This is a genomic window from Serratia sp. AS12, from assembly GCF_000214195.1.
GTDB classification, from domain to species: Bacteria; Pseudomonadota; Gammaproteobacteria; order Enterobacterales; family Enterobacteriaceae; genus Serratia; species Serratia plymuthica.
The window spans coordinates 4,667,154-4,687,419 of record NC_015566.1; the positions used below are offsets into that span (position 1 = coordinate 4,667,154).

Sequence of the window (20,266 nt, forward strand, 5' to 3'; positions counted from 1 at the left end):
CGGAACCGCATCTTTTACCCTCTGACCAAAAAAACTTTACCCTCCGTAAGCTCACTGCATCCGTTTTTACTGTCCCTGCCACAGCGGGTAAAAGTTTGCTATTCCAGGACACGTTGACAATAAAAAATCACGAACATGCCCGGATTGTTTTCTACTTCAAGCGAGGTGTAGGTGTAATGCCTGAGCTGGCCTTTATTATCAAAGATATCTTTATTTCCTGCCCCCACCTTGCTGACATCATGATAATCCCACAGGGTACGAAACTCCGCACTTCTTGCCATCAGATCGTCAACAACAGATTTAAAGGCAGCAGGGTGATTACCGGTCGCGTAATAGGCGCGAAATGAGGCTATGGTATGCCGCGCGGCACTTTCCCAGTCATTGAGTCTCCGGCGGTAGTCATCCTGGATAAACATGAGCTTGAGTGAGTTTCTGTCGGTGACGGGAACGCTTGACCAGTCGAATATTTTGGTTTTAGCCGCATTGTTCCAGTAAATGATGTCCATATTCTCGCGTCTGACAAAGGCGGGGTGCGGATCCAGGGCATCTACCATGGCCATCACCTCTCGGGGAATTTCATCATGAGTGCGTTTTGAGGAGCCGGAACCAAAAACCAGCGCATTGAGATAATCCTGTTCAATGTCTGTTAATCGCAAAACCTGGGCAATACGAGTCAGCGCCGCAGGCGAGATACTGATATCACGCCCTTGTTCGAGCCAGGTATACCAGCTTGCGCTGACGGCAGCCAACTGTGCGACCTCCTCCCGGCGTAATCCACTCACCCTCCGATTGTTTTTACTGAACCCGTAGTCTTCCGGATTAAGTCTTGCTCGGCGCTTGAGTAAAAAGGTTTTTATATCCTCACTTCTCGACATAACTGCTCCTGGGTAGGACTCCTGGTCATAGGATAATCTGCCCTATTTTCATCAGAGGAATGGCCTTCTAACATAGCCGCCTAGATTACGACATCTCGTCGGCAATAGCGTATAGAAAGGCAGTAGATGAACGCAAAAGCACCCAGCAATATAACGACCATGTTTATCGGCATTATGACGCTCATCGCCGTGATGGGGATCGGCCGTTTCTCGTTAACGCCTCAAATTCCAGTGATGATTAACGACGGCTATCTGACGCTTTCCGGTGCCGGGATCATGGCATCCATGAACTACATCGGCTATCTCATTGGGGCGCTGCACGTCAGCCGCATGCAGAGTAGACACGCTTTTTATCTCAAGGCCGGCCTCCTCATTACCGTCATGGCCACTCTCCTGTCCGGCTCGACCCCAAACTTTGCACTACAGTGTCTCTTTCGGCTGGCGGCGGGTATTGGCGGGGCATGGGCCCTGATCATCGTGACCACCTGGACACAGCTCATACTTTTGGGTAATCGCGCCCCCCGGCTATCTGCAGCCGTATTTACAGGCCCTGGACTCGGTATCACGCTTTCGGGTTTACTGGCCTGGTTCATGTCCTCGGCGCATTATCATGCCTCGCGTTCATGGTATGTCTATGGTGCTGTGGCGCTATTCGCCGCGTTGATCATCTTTCGGCATTTACCGAAAGAGGTTGATTCCGCTCAACCGCACGTTAATAAAACGCCTGTCAGCAGCAACCTCAAAAGGCTGGTATTTATTTATGCGCTTGCGGGATTTGGTTATATATTACCCGCCACCTTCCTTTCTCAGATGGCGAGATCCTCTTTTCCTGTCGGGCAGATTTCCGCCTTTTTCTGGCCGCTTTTTGGTCTTTCTTCCGCCATTGGGGTCATTTTGGTGATATTTTTTGCCGCGCAATTCAATACCCGAAACAGCCTCGCTGGTGCCATGATTTTACAAGGGATCGGTGTGGCTGCCGCCGTGCTGGTTCACAATGTGGCCGGCTTGCTGATTTCAACGATACTGACCGGTTTGGGATTTCTCGTCATCATGCAATTGACCATGAGACTGGCGCGGGAGCTTTCTTCCGGTTCGATGGCCAGAACCGTAGGTCTTTTAACCTCGGGTTACGCCACCGGTCAGCTCATTGGCCCGTTGATTTCGTCACTCAGCATTGCACTGTTTGCCTCCCAGGAACCCGCACTGCTGCTGGCCGCCGCCAGCCTTGTCCTTGGCGGCGTGGGGGTTGTCACCCTGCTCCACAGTGAGAGTGCTCGGCCTGCTGGTTAGTCGTTGTCCCGGCACCCGCTTAAGGCGGGCGCCTAATTTTCCGCTATATAGCCCTCATCAAATCCGGAACGGCTTATTGTTTCACCCATATCATGTTCACTGGTATCTGGCTGTAATAAAGAGGGGAAAAAGAGGAGCGACGGCAACCATACCCAATCCAGATGGAGTTTCAATAAACAAAAATTCATTATTGCAATAGCAGCTAATTCAATGGTCCTGATTTTGGTTAAACTCTATTATTTCACCTGTGCTACTGTGGCTTTGACGCCTTGAGGCTTACCATAGGCAGTAGCTCGGTTTATTTCTGTCCCCTGATTGTTGATACGCCGATTACTGTCGTCGTTGAATACGGGTAATCCGGCCTGTTGCTGAGTGACAGACAAAAAAATCCCAGCCAAGCTGCTGGGATTCTTGTGGAGATCACTCAGGATCTTATTTAACTTCCTCTACATCCGAAGAATTTAACAAACCTATACCTTGCTGATAATTAATCGTTTTTCTCTGATAGGATTTGACTATATTTTGTTTATCTATAAGTACTTTCAGCACTTTTACATTAGTCTTGACATCACCTGCGAGAGCTTCAGCAAACCCACCGACATTAGGTATCCAGCCATATTGACTCCGACTGGATTCTGCGTATCTGTAAATTATAACTTGATCGGAATCATCATCAAACGAATTATCATTAGGCTTTCCATATTTATTTTCAACATCCAAGCGGGTTGTTTTTCCTGGAATAATAAATGATTTCAAGTCGTCATCAGAAAGTTTACTGACAAAACTATAATCTGTGTTAGGGTTATATCTAAGTACAACGTGCTTGACAACAATGTTATTTTCCACCAATACACTCAGGACTGTCATTGTCTGAGTAAAACCAGAGCTCCAACCTCTATACCAGTTTAATACCTTTTTCCCCTGCGGTGTTGTTTCTGTTATTACTTTATTATCATAAATAGACAAAAGCTCACTACTTGTCGTTTTACCATCAACTATACTGCGATCTATTTCCTTTACCTCTTTACCCGCTAGCGGCCCAGGGTTAGGCAATACGCTACACCCCGCCAAGAAGAGAGAAAAAACAACCATAATATAAGATAAAATTTTCATAACACTCCCTTTCAATACATCATTTATTTAAAAAAAATGCACTCACAACATAAAATCCTGCCGAATAAAAAACCAAGACCATATTGCTATTTAAATAAAACCCCTTAACTAAAACGCATTCTCAATTATCCTGCTTGTACTGCAGCGGGTGCGCACGGCTGGCAACGCCGGCTGGCCTCCCGCAATGGGAGGCCGAAAGCATTCACTATCAGAAACGATAGCCAACGCCGATATTGAAACCGTTGATCGAAAGATTCCTGCCGTCGATATTCAGTCTTGAGCCTTCATAGCCAATATCAATCGCCAGATTCTCCATTGGGTTGAGCTGGAAACCGGCACCATACATCAAGGAGGTTTTCTTCTCGCTGCCGCTCTCGTCGCCCATATACTCGTAAGCGTTGTTGGCGTAGTTATTCCAGGATGACTTATAATCAACCTTGTTATAATTCAGGCCCAACAGGCCATAGACGCTGATATATTGATTAAAACGGTACGCCGGGCCAACCGATAAAGAGTAATATTTGACTTCTGCGTGGTTATCGATAATGTCGCGCTCAACATAGTAAGACTCGTTTTGATCCCCGCTCATATAGGTAAAGGAACTGATAACGCTGAGCGGTGAATCCCACTCGTAACGGTACTTGAGGTTAACGCCATTGATATTTTTGAAATCCTGCACCTTGCTTTGCGCATAACCGACGCTAAGGGTGCTTTGCCCGGCATTCGCCGCAGCACTGAGACCCAGAGTGGAAATAACCATACTGGCGATAACTAATTTCTTCATTGAACTATCCTTAATAGTAAGTGGAGCAGCTTTGGCACAAAATAGCCATCCATACCATATTGATGGCATAAATTATTTATTGGATATAATCAAACTTAATTGATAGATAAGATTAGAGCATAGCAAACCTGTTTTATAATTAATTAGTTAGACAGGTTAATTTAGAACTACTTCACGTCATTCATAATTTCTACCACCCAGCAAACCTGTTTTATAACTGCACTCTTTATCTTCCTTCCCCCAAGGACAACAACCCCGGCCAGTGGCCGGGGTTGTGTGGTTACTCTTTCGGCGGGGCTTTTTTGGTTTTTAATTTATCAATAATTTTAAACACTATAGCTGCCAAGGTAATTGCAACCCCAGAAATAATACCGAACACCAATGTTCTTTTCACATGAGCCAACGGATAGAAAAAATACCCTTTAAACATATAGATAAAAACTGCCGCCCCCCCTGTTAAAATAAAGTAGACAACACAACAAAATACACATGAGTAAATTAGCAGCTTAAAATAATTAATCATATTATTTACTCACCTTATCTTTTTCTTCTTTTTGGTTTAATCCATCCTTGATAAAACCACCAGTAACTTCAGCACCACCCGAACCTATAATATCATAAACGGCACCTGGAACCTTATTATCTGACATGATCTTATCTACGCCGATAGGCGCATATTTACCAAAGACTCCCCCCAGTAATGCACCAGTTCCTGCTCCCAACTGCCCACCAGCATTGATACCATCACTAAAGATCGAGCCACCTATCGCTATCCCGATATTCGCGGGTATCCCACGCCCCGGAGCCAGAGCACCACTCACGCCCGCTGACAGACTCCCTTTATAATCCCAGCTCTTATCCTCATTACCCGGCTTATTCAGGTCATACCATTGGTAAGTGCCATTAGCGATTTCTGCAATCACCGAACCGGCAACAACTTTCCCTATTGACGCCGCTGGCCCCAGATACCATGCCCCGGCAATAATCACACCATCGGTATAACCTTCAACAATGACCTTGGTGATATTCGCCCCTTCCGGTAAATCACCTCTCGCATTCTTATTCAACGCTGCGCTTATCTCTGCCGCGCTTTTACCGTCTTTAATCATCTTTTCAGCCAAGGTCGTTGCCGCCATGCCATAACTTGACATCCCGCCCGGCAGACTCAGCTCGTTGTTTTCGAGCGAGTTCTTGCCCGCCTGTGCCCCTGCAACCGCTCCGGCAGTATCGCCACTCGCTATCCCACCGGCCAGCCCAGCCGCCAGCGTACCCAGTGCACTGATGGTCTGTTTCTGCTCTTCGGTCAGGTCCTTACGGTCGACATTCGGGTACATCTGCTGGGCGATATACTCGCCCATCACCGCGCCGGAAGCCCCTGCCAGTGCGCTGTTTCCACTGGCTTGCGCCACTACCGCTCCCAGTACAGCATGCGCCATCAGGTTCGCTTCCACGTTCACCTTGCCCGTTTTCAGGTCGGTGGTCTGGGTATGGATCACCTCCGCCAGATACGGCGCGGCTCCGCCAGCAATGGCTTTGGCAATATCTCCGCCCGCCAGCCCCTGAATCGCCGCCGTGGCCGCCTGCATGCCCTGCTGAACGCTGCTGCCGGTGCCCCACTGCTTCTGCGTCTCTTTGTAGCTGTCTGTCGCATGCAGCTTCTCGTTGTAGGCTTTCCACTGCTCTTTCGTGGCATCCTTACCCGGCTCTTTGATCCTGTTTTTCTCAAGCTCTGCCTTGCCTGCATTGATGGAGCGGATATCCCCCTCAGTCCGCGCAATATCCATCGCCTGATTGCCGATCTCGCCGATCAGCTGCGCCTGTTGCAGCCGTTTCTGCTCTTTCTCCTTGTCGAAGATCGGGCTTAACGTCTGGTTGGCGTGCTCGACGTCGCGGCTCAGATCGCTGACGTTCTGCGTCTGTTTATCCTGATCGCGAATGACGATAGTACCGTCGCTCACCACCGCTGGTCTGACAGAATTCCATTTCAGCAGACCATGCATCTATCTGCTTACTGCTCAGATAGTTATTCTCGACAACCGCAAGAAGGTGGCCCTGTGGCTGAAGGATTTTCCGGGCCCGCTGAACGATATCGGCGATGCGCCGGTGTTCAAGCGCCGTGACGGATGGAGCTGGTAACGGCTGATAAAAGGATCCCGGCTCGGTAGCCGGAATTATTTCAAGTCCATAGCTCTCCACCATCAGGTGTTAGCCAAACGACCCCAACAGGTGCCTTAACTAAAAACCACATTCCATATTCATCTAAATCATCATCCTCATCTTCATATGGGTAAGCAGGCCAGGCTTCTTGCAACATTTTTATTTGTTGCTCAACAGGAGCAGTCAAAAACACGCCATTCGTAGCTAGTTTAATTTTTTTATCATTCAATAAGTTACCCAAAATAACAAAAAATATTTTTTTCCTGAAAGAGTAGTTATCAGGCAACTCAGAACATTCAACACTGATATGTTGCCATATAGCCCCCAAAGACAATCCATAAGAACTTTCGGCAACAGATGTATATATCTCATTGATATTTTTAATCATTTAAATTTAATCTCCACCCTTCTTCCACCATTTATAGATGGAGTCATTAAATCTATGGTCCATTTAGCACCAGTTTGTTGTGCTGACGTTGAAAAGTCTCTCAATGTCAAAGTGCTACCAGCAGAAGGTCCTTCTGTGACTTTTATCGAATACACCGTACCTTTACCAGGAACCACCTTAGCTGATGGCATATTCTCTAACCCCGAAAGTTGCTTAAAGTAAGTCATAACATCAGCGTCAGTATATCGTTAAACACAGACCGACAGCCATTTAGCCTGCACCACCCAGATCTCAAAGCAGACCAAGTGCAGTAGAACTGGTATCACCGCCGTACCCGGTGTAATCCGGTTGCGACGGGGAGAAAATGGGTTTTTTTAAAGCCTTTTTATGATTCAGATAGTTTGGATAACCAGCTTTCAAAATCGACTAAGTCATACAAATAAGCTCTATCCGTTGATGGGAGATCAATAGCTCCTAACGACTCAAGCACATCCCATACAATAGAGTCGCTAATCCGAATTGAGTCATCATCAATAATTGACATTGCCCATGCCGAAATTTGCTCCCGGCTTTCATCACCAGAGCAAAGTCGTTCTAATTTACATTTCAGGTCATCTCTAGATGGAATAGCATGCAACATATTATCGTCTTTCTTATAGATAGGTATACACCACTACAACCACGACGATTATTATACTTTTAATTATTTAAACCTCACTACTCCCGAACACCCTGGGGGAATGAGATCATTCGGCATACTTATAATTTATTTTAAAATCACCATCAGGAGAAATACTGAAATATATATTTGTTATGTTTTTTTCATGTTGTTTAACTAAATTATCCCTCAAACAAATAGCTGCTTTTGTAGAGGCAACTGAAACGGGTAGACTTGGTATACTCAACGCTGGATAACGTTGCCCACGATACTCACGCCAACCTTGACTACTTGTCATTTGATCAAAAATCTCAATATCAACGCCAGCCACATCCCAAGGTTCAGAACCAACAAATGCCAATACTTCCTTCGCTATAAAGCTGTAGGCTTCTTCTATAGTCATCATGTATCTCACTGTATAAATGTATATGTTTTAGGTACACCATCTACTATTGCCGTCACCCTAAATGCATCTGGACGAACACCGCCACTCCCCGGATATCCTACATCAATTTTAACGCTTACTGTTCAGGCTGATGCTGCCCGAGCCGGTCATGGAGCCAATGGTGAAGCTGCCGCCCGCGCTGGCGTTCTGCTGTTTGGAATCGTAGCGGTCGCTGTCCTGCTGGCTCTCCAGCAACAGGTTGCGGCCCACGTCGGCTTTGACCGATTCGCCGGTGACCTGCGCGCCGATCAGATTGGTGTCGCGCCCGCTGGTGATGTTGACCTGATTACCGGCATTGACCGTGGTTTCGGTATAGCTAGTGCCGTTGCCTTTCTCGTTGCCCTTGCCTTTGTTGACGCTGGCCGAAATGCTCAACCCGATTTTGCCGGCGCCGACGCCGATGCCCACGCCCAGCGTGCCGCCCTGGCTCTCGTTCTTGCCGTCCAGATACTGGGTGTTTTTGGCGGAAAGCAGGTTCACGTCGCGGTTGGCGTTCAGGGTGACGTCCTTGCCCGCCTGCAACTGGCTGCCCTGCACCAGAATGTCGCCGTCCTGGCCCTTCACGCCGTTGCCGCTGGCGGTGATGCTCAGGTTGTTGCCCGCCGTCAGGCTGCTGCCCTGGGCGGTGCTCTGCCCGCTGTTCTGGGTCGAGGTGGAAGACTGGGTGCCGTAGGAAATGCTGATCCCCACCATATTGTCATTGGCCGGATCGCTGCCCTGCGCCTGCGCCAAACGCGCCGCCTGTACCGCCTCCACGCCGCTCAGTGCCGCTTTGGTGCCCTTCAAGGCCGCCAGGCGGCTGTCGTCGGTGGATTATGGGTCTATAGCTGCGTCAAATGATCTCATCCAATCCATGCTTAGCAATGCAGGTCATTCCTCTACTCTCGTAAAAACCTGTCAATAGGGTTTAGATAAAAATAACCCGATTTGAATATACTATAAAAAGTCGATGACCAAGCCTTTCTCCCCGCAATCGAAAACAGTTGTACAACCTCTCCGAAGCCCCGAAAAAACAAAAGGTGTTTTCTCGATATGGTACGGATACAGGCACGAGCAACGGTGCAATCGGCGGTTTCAACTTAACCCTGCACCAGCATCAACAATGATACTTTGCGCTTGATTTCATCCTGCTCATGCTTGGGGATACGGGTCATAGCCAATTCCTGTAAAAACTTGTTCGCAGTAAGAATAACTCCATTGTAGAGTACTCCATATTGGAGTATTGTCATCTGAGTTATTTAAAACAGCGAGTATCATCATGGCAATACTCACCAGACAACAACGTAATGCCATGAATACTAAAGATGAGCAGTTTTTCAAAGAATTAGGCGCGCGAATTGCTCTGGCAAGAAAAGAGCAACAGCTGACACAGCAGCAACTGGCTGAACAGTTGGGTATTGCCCAACAGACAATGGCACATTACGAAGGTGCAAGGCTCAAGGTTTCTGCTGCGCTACTGCCGCATTTGGCAACGATATTGAACCTTACGCTGGATGAACTGCTGGGGCTTCCTGACAAGCGGGCCGCCAAGCGTGGCCCCACTTCACGACTGGAGCAGCAAATTGAGATTATCAGTCGGATGCCTAAAACCCGACAGAAGTTTGTCACTGAGATGCTGGATAATGTGATTGGTAAAACAGAGTAGTTAACAGACGCGAGACTGAGGTGCGCTAACACCTCAACCCCGCTAACCACAAGCAACTATAGGAGTAGTTACTATGGCTAGAGCAGATTCTACGTCAGAACCCGCCACACCCCAAGCACGCAAGTGCATTGTTGGCTACCGCCCCAACGGCGGCAAGCCCAACCCGCCACCACAGCTGACCCTTACCGGTAAATGGCTGGAGCAGTTCGGCTTTACCACCGGCCAGAGGATCGAGGTGATCACTGAACCGGGTCAGTTGATCATCCGCATCGCACCCACCACGGAAGGAACCGCCACATGAACATCACCTTTACCCCTGAACCGATCCCCGAACTGACGATTGCAGGCAACCAACTGGCCGAGCTGGGTTTTGGTATCGGTGAGCCGTTGCAGCTCACGCTGCGGCCGGACGGGTTGTGGATCACTACCGTTACCGACGATGCTATCTGGGAAGCACTGTGCGAGGCCAGCCAGCACCGCACGGATCTGGGGGCGGACTGGGTGCGGCAGAACGGTGAGTTGGTGATTGGTGGCGACTGGCTGTTCGAGGCTGAAATCACTGAGGCTGAACAGCTTGAAGTCACCGCCGCACCCGGTCTGATCCGGTTGCGGCGGTGAGAAGTTGGGGGGGATTTAGGGCTTAGAAGCAACAACCCCAGCCAAGGCTGGGGGTTACTTTCAGTTTTAGTAGCTTAGATCTGACAGTCACCACCATTTAGGATAATTATTAAACGCTGCATATATTGCAGATTTTGCCTCGTCCGTTAATTTTTCTCTGCCTTTTGATACTGTGACATACCCATCCAGATCTTCTTTGGCACATGACCATTCAAGCCAGCCTAAAACTGGATTTAAAATCAATTCAAAGCCCCCATTCATATCTTTAAGATGAGCAACATCCTCATTCCGTATATTATCGATAAACTCATCAAAGCATTGACATTCAAGCCATAGCTGAGAAGCCACACTCAAGCTATAATTAAATTTATTCACTTGAATCGCCAAATTAAACTTCAATGATGGAATATGTTCATCAAGTTCTATTACGTCCAATGTGATACTGATAGGGCTTGTAATTTCTATATCCACTTAATTCCCCCCCAAATAACGAGCATGAATAACTGTAGGCAACTCACCAACAGCACGCGGAGGTTTGATTTCCAGTTGCCAACCATCAACTGTTATACGCCCATATGACATACCGTTCTTTGTTGCTGTATCTAATGCCGCTTGAAAACTTCTGAGTTCTGTCTGGCTAGCAAGTCTAACTGCCTCTGGCGTATTGGTTACAGCTTTAGATGCTGCATATTCTGCCATGTGTTCTGTAGCATTTCCATGCACCCATACTTTTTGACCGTTAGGTAGTGTCATTTCAAAAGATTTCGGAATAACAGAGCCAGGATAAACAGGCTGGGTTCCTTTTATAGAATCAAATACGGTACCAGTTTTGCCCACATCAACAGCAATAGACTCAGCCTTACCAGCAACCTTCGCGACAATCTTCTCCGTCAGTACCACACCGCCTTTGGCGATCCCGGCACCGCCAGCAGCTAAAGAGGCGATATCAGTAAGCAGTTTACCGCCTTCAATACCCGAGTTAAACGAGCCACTCGCACCTGCTTTTTGATACTCAGCTTCCATATTGTCGATGCGCTCAATATACGACTGTTTTACCGCATCAGACACATTACCGAGCACATCTCCACTGTTAAAAAGCTGTTTCAAAGCATCATAGGTTTCTACTGGGCTCAAGCCCATTTGCACGATACCTTCAACCGTGTCATATAGCCCAGCCGGCACCCCAGCAACCATCCCCGCTGCAAAGCTGCCATCCTGACCCGCATCTATCGCAGTCCATTTAGCCTGAGTACCCGCTTTACAGACCAGCGTGCCACACTCCGCCAACTCTTTATCTTTTTGAATTTTTTGGGCATCACTCAGATAATTGTTCTCAACCGCGTTCTTGCCGCTTTGCGCCCCCGCGACCGCATCCCCGGTCCCATCACCCACCAACCCGCCTGCCAGTCCTGCCGCCAACGTCCCCAGCGCGCTAAGCGTCTGTTTTTGGTCTTCCGTCAGGTTTTCAGGTTTCACATCCGGGTAAAGCTCTCCCGCAATGTAGCGCGCCATCAGTTCTCCGCTGGCCGCACCGGCTGCTCCCGCCAGAGCGCTGTTACCGCTGGCTTTGGCCGCTACCGCCCCCCACACCGCATGCGCCATCGCGTTCGCGGCAACGTTGGTGCTGCCATCCTCGTTGGTCGTCATCGCCTTGATGACCCCGGCCGCATAAGGGCTCAGCCCCCCGGCCATCGCCTGCGCAAGATTGTTGCCCGCCAGCCCCTGAATCGCCGCCGTGGCCGCCTGCATGCCCTGCTGAACGCTGCTGCCGGTGCCCCACTGCTTCTGCGTCTCTTTGTAGCTGTCTGTCGCGTGCAGCTTCTCGTTATAAGCTTTCCACTGCTCTTTAGTGGCATCCTTACCCGGCTCTTTGATCCCGTTCTTCTCAAGCTCTGCCTTACCTGCATTGATGGAGCGGATATCCCCCTCGGTCCGCGCTATGTCCATCGCCTGATTGCCGATCTCGCCGATCAGCTGCGCCTGTTGCAGCCGTTTCTGCTCTTTCTCCTTGTCGAAGATCGGGCTTAACGTCTGGTTGGCGTGCTCGACGTCGCGGCTCAGATCGCTGACGTTCTGCGTCTGTTTGTCCTGATCGCGAATGACGAGGGTGCCGTCGCTCACCGCCGCATGGGTGGTGGAGCTGTCGTGCCCGCTGTTGTTGGCCCCCACCAGCAGGCCGTTGGCCATATTGCCGGCGAACTGGCTGCCGATGCTGCCGCCGGAGCTGATGCCCACGCTCTGGTGTTCTACCTCGAAGTCCGCCTGATTGTGGATGTCCTTAAAGCCCAGCGTGCCGGTGTCGAGCTTGTTTTTATCCGCCGTGGCGGTGCTGCCTATCACCGCGCCGTTAAGCTGGGTGTGTTCGCCCACCGTCACGTCAAAACCGCCCTTGCCGGCAAAGATGCCCGTCTGCTCCTGCACGCTGTCGTAGTTGCTGTGCATTTTGTCTTTGCTCAGGCTGAGGCTGCCCGAGCCGGTCATCGAACCAAAGGTGAAGCTGCCGCCCGCGCTGGCGTTTTGCTGTTTGGAATCGTAGCGGTCGCTGTCCTGCTGGCTCTCCAGCAGCAGGTTGCGGCCCACGTCGGCTTTGACCGATTCGCCGGTGACCTGCGCGCCGATCAGATTGGTATCGCGCCCGCTGGTGATGTTGACCCGGTTACCGGCATTGACCGTGGTTTCGGTGTAGCGGGTGCCGTTGCCTTTCTCGTTGCCCTTGCCTTTGTTGACGCTGGCCGAAATGCTCAGCCCGATACCGCCGGAGCCGACGCCGATGCCCACGCCCAGCGTGCCGCCCTGGCTCTCGTTCTTGCCGTCCAGATACTGGGTGTTTTTGGCGGAAAGCAGGTTCACGTCGCGGTTGGCGTTCAGGGTGACGTCTTTGCCCGCCTGCAACTGGCTGCCCTGCACCAGAATGTCGCCGTCCTGGCCCTTCACGCCGTTGCCGCTGGCGGTGATGCTCAGGTTGTTGCCCGCCGTCAGGCTGCTGCCCTGGGCGGTGCTCTGCCCGCTGTTCTGGGTCGAGGTGGAAGACTGGGTGCCGTAGGAAATGCTGATCCCCACCATGTTGTCATTGGCCGGATCGCTGCCCTGTGCCTGCGCCAAACGCGCCGCCTGTACCGCCTGCACGCCGCTCAGCGCCGCTTTGGTGCCCTGCAAGGCCGCCAGGCGGCTGTCGTCGGTGGATTTTGCCTGTTGCGAGGTTTCCACGGCGGTGTTCAGCGCGCTGCCGACGGTGCCGGAAAGCGCCAGCGTCAGCCCGGATTTTTTCTGCTCGACCTTGTGGGTCTGGCTGTTTTCATCCTGAGCCTGCGTCACCGACACATTCTTGCCGCTCAGCGCCATGTCCTTGCCGGCCACCAGCTCGGAACCGGTCACCTCCAGATTATTGCCCGCCCCCAGCGTGACGTTGCCGTTCACGCTGCCGACGGTGCTGCCCTGGTTGGTCACCCCCTGCGAGGTGTCGGTGGTTTTCAGGCTTTCGGTGCCGTAGCTGATGCCGATGCCGCCGCTGCTCATCAGGCCGGATTTTTTCTCCTGCTTGAGGTGCAGCTCGCTGTTGCGCTCGGTGGCGCCGGTAACGGTCAGATCATGGCCCGCCAGCAGCTTCACGTCCTGGGTGCCGGCCACGCTGCTGCCCTGCACGCGCAGATCGTTGCCCGCCAGCACCTTGATGCTGTCACCGCTCAGGGTGCTGCTCTGCAGGGTCTGGCGATCCAGGGTGTCGCGGGTGGTGGTGGTGGTTTTCGACATCAGGCCGTTGCCGCCGGTCACCTTGTGGCGCTCGTCCAGATCCTGGGTGTTTTCGCCGTTGAGGATGTTGACGTCATGGCCGGCATTCAGGTTCAGCGCCTCGCCGGCGGAAATCGCCGCCGCATGAGCAGTGATATCGTTGCCCGCATTGAGGGTCACCGCGCCTTTGCCGACCACTTCGCTGCCCACCTGCTGGCTGTTGCCCTGTTTCAGGCTGTTGTCGCCGTTCCAGATCAGGTTGTCGCGGCTGGCGGTGGTCACCGCGTTCAGGTTGAGATCGCGCCCGGCGCTCAGCAGCGTTTGGCCGTTCTCGCCGCTGTTGACCACCTGCGCCGCATCCAGTTTGATGTCGCGCCCGGCCTGCAGCATCAGTTTGCCGTCGGCGCCCTGCACGTACATGCCGGCCACGCTGTCGATATTGGTGCGCTCGAAGCTGTTGGCGCCGTTCACGCTTTGCGCCGCTCGGGTAGTGCTGATGGCGTTGATGTCGCGCCCGGCGCTGGCCAGCAGCGAGTTGTTGCCCTGGATCACGCCGCCGATATTGTTGATATCGGTGCGGGCGGTCAGGCCGACGTCGGCCCCCTGAATGCTGCCCGCCATATTGGTGATGTTGGCGGCGCTCAGTTTCACCACTTCGCGCCCGGCAATATGGCCGCTGTTAAACAGGCCGTCGCCGAGGTTGAGGTTAACGTTGCGCCCGGCGATCAGCGCGCCGGAGCCGTCCAGATCGCCCGGTTGCATGCGGGCATACACCTGCGGCACCAGTACGTTTTGCTGGCTGCCATCCGGCAGCGTGACCTTGGCGTTCACCAGCCAGACGATGTCTTTGGTCAACAGCCCCATTTGTTCCGGCGTCAGCGCCACGCCGACCTTCAGGTTATATTGCTGGCTGAAGGCCAGCCCCTGATCCATCAGCGCCTTGAACTGCTCTTCGTCGTTGTTGTACCCGTCCAGATAACGCTGGCCGGTCAGGTTGATCACCTGTTCGCGGATCAGCCGCTGCTCGTAGTAGCCATCCCCCAGACGTTTCAGCACGTTGTCCTGGTTGTTGGTGGCTTTCGCGATCATGTAATCCGACCCCAGCCAGGATTTTTGGTTGGTGAAGCGCGGATCGGTTTCCACCAGATACTGGCCGCCCGGCGCCGGATTGGTCTTGAACAGGCTGTTGTCCGGCAGGCGGGTGTCCGGTCCGACGATGCGCACCACGCTGCTCGCCGCGTCGCCCTGCTGGGCGTTCACGTTGTTGGCCACTTCAAACTGCTGGCCCGGTTGCAGGGCCGCCGCCTGAATCACCGGCAGGTCGCCGCCGCCGATGGTCTGCATCCCGGCGGAAACATCGCTGCCGGTGACAACCGCATTCACTCCGCCGGCCTGGTCGATGGTGGCGTCTGTGCCTTGCGGCGTCAGCGGTGCAATGGCGACCGGGTTACCCGCCACCTGCCCGTGGTCGATCAGTTGGCTCGGTTTCAACGCGATGGTCTGGATGCTGGTCGGCGGCGTATAGGCCGTGGTGTTATGCCCCTGTTTGTCAGTGCCTTTTTTCTTGATGCGGTAGTAGCTGGTCACTTCCCCGACGTCGGTGGTCAGCCGCTGGCCCGCCACCGCCACGTTATCCACGCTACCGGCGTTAATCGCCAGCGTGCCACCGGCCACCACCTGGCTCTTGTCGTTCAGCAAATGCCCTGCGTTGATCGCCATATCGCCACCGGCGATGATTTTGGCCGGATCGCTTTCCTTAATCTGGGTTTCCTGCACCGTCCGGTTATAGTCGTACTGATTAAATCTGTCGTTGCCGTGCCCGGTTTTGCCTGGGGTGTTCAGGTTCAGCAATGAGTCTGACGAATTGCGGTCAACGAAGACGCCTTGTTCCCCCGCTTTCCAGCGCACCGGATCGCCGGACTGTTGATACTCGGTGACTTTTTCGTTGGAAACGGTGACTAACTCGGTACTGAAACGATCGTTGATATTGTTGATCAGCGCGGCGGACAGCGCCATGTTGCCCGCGGACTCAATGGTCGAACTGTGGTTGTTAAGGGTGCCTGCCTGGCCGCTTGCCAGGTGGTTGGCGTCAAGCTGGCCGCCAATCGCCATATCGCCACCGCTGTAAATCAGCCCGTGATCGTAGTTGTTCAGCGTCTGAGTGCCGATATCCACCCGCTCGCGCCCGGCCAGCGTGGCGGCGGTGCCGTTCTCCGCCAGGTTGTTGAAGGTAGCGGTCTGCACGCCGATGGCGTCGCCATAAATACGGCCGGTGCCGATGTTGTTCAGCGTGTTGGCCGTCAGCAGGGTGTGCTTGCCGTCGATCAGGCCATAGTTGGTCAGGGTGCCGTTCACCGTCAGCCAATCCTGCCCGGCGTTGATCTCGCCGCTGGCGGCGTTAAACAGATTATTGGCGTGCAGATCCAGCTTCGCGCCCGCCAGCAGTTTGCCGCTGTTGGTGACATCGCCCGGCGTGGTGAAGTTGAAATTGCCGTTGGCGATCATCTCACCGCTGTTATTGATGCCCTGAGCGCTGACCAGATTGATATCGCCCAGCGACAACAATTGCCCGTCACCGCCGATCGCGTTGGCGTTAATCTCCAGCAGCTTGCCGGCTTTGAGCGTGCCTCCAGTGTTCAGCAGGTTGAGCGCCGAGCCTTTCAATTGCAGGGTGTCGGCCGCAGCCAACTGGCCGCCGCTGTTATCCAGGGTGCCGTCGTTGGTGATGGCCAACTGCCGGTCAGCCAAAATGCTGCCGCCACGGTTGCTCAGCGTGCCGGTGTTCAGCGTTACCGTCTGGCCTTCCAGCCCTTTATTGTCCGCCAGCGTGGCGTCGTTGGTGAACTGCAGGGCGTTGAGCGTCACGGTAGCGCCGCTGCGGATCAGCCCCAGGGTGTTATCGATAATCCCCTGTGCGCTGCCCAGCAACAGATTGCCGATCGCCTGAATCTGCCCGTTGCGGTTATCCAGCCCGGTGTTGTTCAGCGTTACCGCCTGCTCGCCGATAATCCGCCCGCCGTTGCTGTTGTCCAATTTGAGCGCCGCCAGCATGAAATCGCCCTTGGCCCCCAGCGTACCGCCCTGGTTATTGATATCGCCGCCGTTGAGTTGCAGCTGGCCCAGGCTGTGGAGAGTGCCGTTTTGGTTATCCAGCTGCTGGCCGCGAGTGTCCAGCAGCATGTCGCCGCCGGCCTGCACCAGCCCGCTCTGATTGTTCAGGCCGCCCGCGCCGGTGGTGGTGAGCGTCAACGCCTGCTGCGCCACCAGCTTGCCGCCACCGTTCAGCACCGTATCGGCGTCAAGTTGCAGATTTTTGCCGGCAATCACCACACCCTGGCCGTTATCGAACAGACCGGTAGACAGGTTCATCGCGCCCTGGCTGGTAATGCCGCCTTTCTCGCCGCTGTTGGCGTTGGTCAGCCGATCGACCGCCAGATCCAGGCGATTGCCGCTCTGGATCAACCCGCCGTCGTTGTTGTTGAGGTTATTGCCGTGCAGCTCCAGCGCCGTTTGGGCCACCAGTTGGCCGCCCCGGTTTTCCAGCATGCCGAAGTTGATCTTCGCCGCATCGGCGCTGACCAGCGTCCCCTGATTATTCAGCAGAGACCCGCTGTCCAGCTGCAGTTGTTTGCCTGCGCCTATCACCCCCAGATTGCTGTTATCCAACCGTTCTTTGGCGTTCAGCGCCATGTCCTGGCCGGATTTGATCGCCCCGCCCTGGTTATTGATCACCCCGGCGGTCGCCGACAGCCGTTTTTCGGAAGCCAGCGTGCCGTGGCGGTTATCCAGTTGGCTGCCATTCAGTTGCAGGTCGCCCGAGCTGGCGATAAAGCCGCTTTGGTTATCCACCTCGCCACCGGCGATGTTCAGTTTGCCCAGGCTGCTGATGCCGCCATTTTTGCCGCTGTCGCGGTTGGTCAATGCCTGGCCGTGGGTATCGATTGTCACGTCGCCGCCGGCCTGCAGCAGGCCGCCGTCGTTGGTCAATGCCAGGCTGTCGATGTTCAACCGCTGCTTGCCAACCAGCGTGCCTTTGCCGTTATCCAGCCGGCCGGTGAACACTTCGGTGGCACCGCCCCCCACCAGCATGCCCTGGCTATTGTCCAGCGCGCCGCTGTGGATCGACAGCGCCCCCTGGCTGAGAATGCCGCCGGTTTCGCCGCTCAGGCGGTTGCTCAACGCGGCGCCCTGGGTGTCGAGGCTCATGTCACCGGCGGATTGCAGCAGGCCGCCGTCATTGGTCAGCGCCCCGCCGTTCAGGCGCAAATCGCCCGCAGCGGCGATAGCGCCCTGTTGGTTGTTCAACGCGCCGTTGCCGAGCGCCAGGGAAATGGCGCCGCCAACCACTTGCCCACCCTGGTTTTCCAGCCCGGTGCCGCTCAGTTGCAGCCCTTGTTTGGCTTCGATACGGCCGCTGCGGTTATCCAGCGCCTGACGGGTCGCCACCTCGCTGTTGCCGGTAGCGGCGGAAACCAGGCCCTTGCGGTTATCCAGTTTATCCGCCTGTAACCGCGTATTGGCGCTCGCGGCCAGCTGGCCTTGCTGGTTGTCGAGGGTGCCGCCAATCTGCGCACTCAGGCTGCCGTCCTGCGCGGCGATCACTTTGCCGTTTTGGTTGTTCAGCTGTGCGGCGTTCAAGGCCACATTGCCGTTGGCCGCCAGTTGGCCGCCCTGATTGTCGATACCCTTACGGGTGCTGAGGCGCATGTTGCCGTTACCGCTCTGCACCAATTGGCCGTTGCGGTTGGACAGGCTGCCGGCATCCATCGCGATCTGCTGCGCCGACGTAGTGCCACCATCCAGCACGTAATCGCCGCCCTGCATCGAGAGCTGCCCGTTGGACAACAGCTTGCCGTTATCCCCTTGCAGCCGGCCGGTATTCACCGCAAGCCGGCCCTTGCCGGCATGGATAATCTGCCCGCTCTGGTTGTCGATCGCCCCGGCGTTCAGCGTCAGGTTGTTGCCGTTGTTGGCGATGCGGCCGCCGCCGTTGTCAAGCGTACCCTGCTGATTCAGGGCCAGATCGTCTTCGCCGAGCTGGGCGATCTCGCCCTTGCGGTTGGATATGTCATGCGCGCTCAGCGCCAGTTTATTCGCCGTCAGCGTGCCGCCGTCGTTGTTCAGCCGTTTGCCGGTGTCGGCAGCCAGTTGCTGCGCCGCTTCAACCTGCGCATTGGCCGTGGTTAAGTCGCTCTGCCCGGCGTTGAGCGTTACATGGGTGCCGGCCGTGCGGCTACCGCTGATGTCCATGCCTTGCCCGCTGGCACGCAGGTTGCCCGCCGCCAGGTTCTGGCCCTGCGCGGTCAGTTTGCCGCTGGCGGTCAACGCCAGTTCGCCGCTCCCGCCCAGTTTACCGTCCTGCTGCACGCCTGCCGCCAGGGTACTGCCTTTGCTGCTGTTCAGGCTGGCGGCCTGAATCTGCACATTATTCCGCGCGGCGATGGAACCGCTGTTTTGCACCTCGCCCTCGCTGGTGACGGCGGCATTGCCCGCAGCGAACAGCGAACCGCTGTTGCTGATGCCCTGCTTCGAAGCCATTGCCATATCGCCGCCGCTGATGGTGCCGCTGTTTTCGATGCGGCCGTCGGCGGTCACCACCACGCTGCCGGCCTGCGCGCCGATATTACCGGCGTTGCGCACCCCGACGCCGGTTTCGGTGCCGATCATACGGATCTTGCCGGCATACATGCCGCCCAGTTTGGCCACATCCACCGCCAGTTGCGGGCGGGTGGCCGGATCGTCGCCCTGTTTTTCGATCTGCTGATGCGCCGCATCCACCTTGTTGCGCCCGGTGGTGACGTTCAAATCATTGGCCCACAGCCCGGCGTTGATCTTCGTCGAACGGGCAATGATCTCGGTGTAATCCTGACGCGAACTGTCCATGCCGGCGCCTTCCACCACCACTTCGCCGCGCTCGACGTTAAAACCGGTCAGATTGCCGTTGTTCATCTGCGCCTGGCCGGTAGTCAGCGTGGCGCGGTTGGCGTTGATAAAACCGCAGCCATTACAGGTAATGCCGGACGGGTTGGCGATCACCACCTGCGCGCGCTGGCCGGCGACCTCGATATACCCGTTCAGGCGGCTGGGATCGCGGGAGTTGACCTCGTTGAGGATCACCTTGGCTTCGCCTTTCGCCAGCCACGGGTTGCCATCAACCCAGCCGCCCTGCTGGGTCTGGGTCATTTTGTGCGAGTTGTTGAGGATCGCGCCCTGCTTGTCGACATCGAACTGGCTGTAGGTGTTGCGGGAAACCCCACCGGCGCTTGGGGTCTGAATATTGACCTGCGGCGTACCGTTGGCGCTGTTGACGATGGTCGGCTGCTGGCCGCCCGGCGCATTGCCGTCAGCGACAATGGCCGCCTGCACCGGCTGGATAGCGCCCAATGCCAATAACAGGCTGAAGCTGACGGCGCTCATCTTGCCGATACACTGGCTCAGGGTATGGCCCAGGCCAGGCGACCGTGCGGACCCGGCGCGGCCGGAGCGGGCGATATCCGCCACCACCATCAGCATGCCACGCGCTTTGTTGAAAACGATACGGTACAGGTTCTTGTTCATGGCAAT

Annotated in this window: 14 protein-coding genes and 1 pseudogene; 4 read left to right on the plus strand and 11 right to left on the minus strand. The window is 54.5% G+C overall.

Translation table 11 applies throughout. The features are described 5' to 3' along the window. Positions 1–98: 98 nt before the first annotated feature. The gene (locus tag SERAS12_RS21625) at positions 99–875 is read right to left on the minus strand and encodes a helix-turn-helix transcriptional regulator (RefSeq protein WP_013814577.1); all 777 of its coding nucleotides are present in this window, start codon (positions 873–875) and stop codon (positions 99–101) included. Between the two features lie 126 nt (positions 876–1,001). On the opposite strand from SERAS12_RS21625, the gene SERAS12_RS21630 reads away from it, so the two are divergent. Next, a complete protein-coding gene (locus SERAS12_RS21630) occupies positions 1,002–2,165 on the plus strand; it encodes a YbfB/YjiJ family MFS transporter (RefSeq protein WP_013814578.1) in 1,164 nt (387 codons plus the stop codon). Positions 2,166–2,597: 432 nt separating this feature from the next. Here SERAS12_RS21630 and SERAS12_RS21635 read toward each other — a convergent pair whose 3' ends face one another. The 8 genes and pseudogenes from SERAS12_RS21635 to SERAS12_RS21660 all read right to left on the minus strand — a co-directional run. Next, positions 2,598–3,278, minus strand: coding sequence for a hypothetical protein (locus SERAS12_RS21635; RefSeq protein ID WP_013814579.1), 681 nt, complete (start codon positions 3,276–3,278; stop codon positions 2,598–2,600). Between the two features lie 208 nt (positions 3,279–3,486). After that, the gene (locus tag SERAS12_RS21640; protein WP_013814580.1) at positions 3,487–4,062 is read right to left on the minus strand and encodes an Ail/Lom family outer membrane beta-barrel protein; all 576 of its coding nucleotides are present in this window, start codon (positions 4,060–4,062) and stop codon (positions 3,487–3,489) included. A 280-nt stretch (positions 4,063–4,342) separates the two neighbouring features. Next, the gene (locus tag SERAS12_RS21645; RefSeq protein ID WP_013814581.1) at positions 4,343–4,585 is read right to left on the minus strand and encodes a hypothetical protein; all 243 of its coding nucleotides are present in this window, start codon (positions 4,583–4,585) and stop codon (positions 4,343–4,345) included. 1 nt (position 4,586) lies between these two features. Continuing rightward, positions 4,587–6,062: a VENN motif pre-toxin domain-containing protein gene (locus SERAS12_RS21650; RefSeq protein ID WP_013814582.1), complete on the minus strand. Its 1,476-nt coding sequence runs from the start codon at positions 6,060–6,062 to the stop codon at positions 4,587–4,589. A gap of 176 nt (positions 6,063–6,238) precedes the next feature. After that, on the minus strand, positions 6,239–6,607 hold the full coding sequence (locus SERAS12_RS21655; RefSeq protein WP_006328114.1) for a DUF596 domain-containing protein: 369 nt from the start codon (positions 6,605–6,607) through the stop codon (positions 6,239–6,241). A gap of 385 nt (positions 6,608–6,992) precedes the next feature. After that, positions 6,993–7,247 (minus strand): hypothetical protein, encoded by a 255-nt coding sequence (locus SERAS12_RS25910; RefSeq protein ID WP_071880470.1) that lies wholly within the window; start codon positions 7,245–7,247, stop codon positions 6,993–6,995. A 106-nt stretch (positions 7,248–7,353) separates the two neighbouring features. Further along, positions 7,354–7,671 carry a hypothetical protein gene (locus SERAS12_RS26345; RefSeq protein WP_143760043.1) on the minus strand — a complete coding sequence of 106 codons (318 nt, stop codon included), beginning with the start codon at positions 7,669–7,671 and terminating at the stop codon, positions 7,354–7,356. A gap of 120 nt (positions 7,672–7,791) precedes the next feature. Beyond that, positions 7,792–8,523 (minus strand): annotated as a pseudogene (locus tag SERAS12_RS21660) (hemagglutinin repeat-containing protein); the annotation flags it as partial. Between the two features lie 445 nt (positions 8,524–8,968). On the opposite strand from SERAS12_RS21660, the gene SERAS12_RS21665 reads away from it, so the two are divergent. From SERAS12_RS21665 to SERAS12_RS21675, 3 genes are all read left to right on the plus strand, one after another. Next, a complete protein-coding gene (locus tag SERAS12_RS21665; RefSeq protein WP_006316688.1) occupies positions 8,969–9,355 on the plus strand; it encodes a helix-turn-helix domain-containing protein in 387 nt (128 codons plus the stop codon). A gap of 73 nt (positions 9,356–9,428) precedes the next feature. Further along, entirely contained in the window at positions 9,429–9,656 is a 228-nt protein-coding gene (locus SERAS12_RS21670) for a SymE family type I addiction module toxin (protein WP_013814584.1), read from the plus strand. Continuing rightward, positions 9,653–9,973 (plus strand): hypothetical protein, encoded by a 321-nt coding sequence (locus SERAS12_RS21675; RefSeq protein WP_013814585.1) that lies wholly within the window; start codon positions 9,653–9,655, stop codon positions 9,971–9,973. Before SERAS12_RS21670 ends, SERAS12_RS21675 begins: the two co-directional genes overlap by 4 nt. Positions 9,974–10,060: 87 nt before the next feature. On the opposite strand, the gene SERAS12_RS21680 is transcribed toward SERAS12_RS21675, so the two are convergent. Beyond that, a complete protein-coding gene (locus tag SERAS12_RS21680) occupies positions 10,061–10,444 on the minus strand; it encodes a hypothetical protein (RefSeq protein WP_041416383.1) in 384 nt (127 codons plus the stop codon). Further along, positions 10,445–20,260 (minus strand): hemagglutinin repeat-containing protein, encoded by a 9,816-nt coding sequence (locus SERAS12_RS21685; RefSeq protein ID WP_013814586.1) that lies wholly within the window; start codon positions 20,258–20,260, stop codon positions 10,445–10,447. Positions 20,261–20,266 lie beyond the last annotated feature (6 nt).

Coding starts and splice junctions, on each gene's coding strand:
- SERAS12_RS21640 (WP_013814580.1), bottom strand. CDS start 4,062: ATGAAGAAATTAGTTATCGCCAGTATGGTTATTTCCACTCTGGGTCTC.
- SERAS12_RS21645 (WP_013814581.1), bottom strand. CDS start 4,585: ATGATTAATTATTTTAAGCTGCTAATTTACTCATGTGTATTTTGTTGT.
- SERAS12_RS21670 (WP_013814584.1), top strand. CDS start 9,429: ATGGCTAGAGCAGATTCTACGTCAGAACCCGCCACACCCCAAGCACGC.
- SERAS12_RS21665 (WP_006316688.1), top strand. CDS start 8,969: ATGGCAATACTCACCAGACAACAACGTAATGCCATGAATACTAAAGAT.
- SERAS12_RS21650 (WP_013814582.1), bottom strand. CDS start 6,062: ATGCATGGTCTGCTGAAATGGAATTCTGTCAGACCAGCGGTGGTGAGC.
- SERAS12_RS21685 (WP_013814586.1), bottom strand. CDS start 20,260: ATGAACAAGAACCTGTACCGTATCGTTTTCAACAAAGCGCGTGGCATG.
- SERAS12_RS26345 (WP_143760043.1), bottom strand. CDS start 7,671: ATGATGACTATAGAAGAAGCCTACAGCTTTATAGCGAAGGAAGTATTG.
- SERAS12_RS21630 (WP_013814578.1), top strand. CDS start 1,002: ATGAACGCAAAAGCACCCAGCAATATAACGACCATGTTTATCGGCATT.
- SERAS12_RS21635 (WP_013814579.1), bottom strand. CDS start 3,278: ATGAAAATTTTATCTTATATTATGGTTGTTTTTTCTCTCTTCTTGGCG.
- SERAS12_RS21625 (WP_013814577.1), bottom strand. CDS start 875: ATGTCGAGAAGTGAGGATATAAAAACCTTTTTACTCAAGCGCCGAGCA.
- SERAS12_RS21655 (WP_006328114.1), bottom strand. CDS start 6,607: ATGATTAAAAATATCAATGAGATATATACATCTGTTGCCGAAAGTTCT.
- SERAS12_RS25910 (WP_071880470.1), bottom strand. CDS start 7,247: ATGTTGCATGCTATTCCATCTAGAGATGACCTGAAATGTAAATTAGAA.
- SERAS12_RS21675 (WP_013814585.1), top strand. CDS start 9,653: ATGAACATCACCTTTACCCCTGAACCGATCCCCGAACTGACGATTGCA.